Here is a 911-nt window from a genome sequence, read left to right as displayed (position 1 = left end):
GATGTGGGTCGACACATCAGGCATCGAGGTCCCGGCCGTCATCTGGTTCCCGCCGATCGATCCAACAGCCTTTGCCGGGACACTTGGCGTGGCGCTCGTCGGCAGCCTCATCGGAAAGCTGCTCAGGCTGCCGTCACCCTTCTTCCTCGGCACCTTCATTTTCGGCACTGCTGTGCATCTCGGACTAGGCGTGCCGATGCAGTTGCCGCCTTGGCTGCTTGCCCTCGGCTATACGATGATCGGCTGGACCATCGGCCTGAATTTCACCAGGGCAATTCTGCAGCACGCGACGCGGGCGCTGCCGCAGATCGTCGGTTCGATCATCATCCTCATCGCCTTCTGCGGCGGTCTCGGCTTCATGATCAGTCATGTGCTCGGCATCGATCCGCTGACCGCCTATCTGGCGACCAGCCCCGGCGGCATGGACAGCGTCGCCATCATCGCCGCCGCCGCACAGCACGTCGACATCTCCTTCGTCATGGCGCTGCAATCGGCCCGCTTCCTCGTCGTGCTGCTGGTCGGACCGAGCGTGGCGCGGCTGGTGGCGCGAAGTCTGAGGGAATAGAGGTAATTTGCGGCTCCAGAAAGACCTGCGGCGCTGTCACCTAAATGGATCAGGCGCGACGCAATCTGCTCGCGGCCGCTGAAGGACCAGCCCAAGTCGCGCAGGACTGCGTCGTGTAGGTATAGGAAACGCCAGTCGTTCGGCCCCACTTGCCTCTCTTTGGCTGCTCCTGTATGAAAACCGCCATGATCAACCGCGCCACCTCCGTCGCTTCCCGTCAGACCGGCTTTGCTGGCGAGACCGTGCGCGCGCTTGCTTCCGCTCTGCTGCTTCTCGGCCTTATCGGCGATCGCCGGGTTCGCTGAAGGAGCGCCCGGCGATCGCCGATAAGGCCGAGAAGCAGCAG

The 911-nt window shown here is 63.3% G+C and carries 2 protein-coding genes; both read left to right on the top strand.

The window, feature by feature from the left end; translation table 11 throughout:
• On the top strand, window positions 1–565 hold a 565-nt coding region (locus EOA86_RS36415), incomplete at its 5' end, for an AbrB family transcriptional regulator (protein ID WP_164892400.1).
• A 173-nt stretch (window positions 566–738) separates the two neighbouring features.
• Window positions 739–870, top strand: a complete 132-nt coding sequence (locus EOA86_RS41380) for a hypothetical protein (protein ID WP_280951094.1) — start codon at window positions 739–741, stop codon at window positions 868–870.
• The last annotated feature ends 41 nt before the right edge of the window (window positions 871–911 follow it).

Origin of the sequence: Mesorhizobium sp. M5C.F.Ca.IN.020.32.2.1, assembly GCF_004023105.1 — a bacterium.
Lineage (GTDB): Bacteria > Pseudomonadota > Alphaproteobacteria > Rhizobiales > Rhizobiaceae > Mesorhizobium > Mesorhizobium wenxiniae.
This window is presented reverse-complemented; position numbering and strand designations above follow the sequence as displayed.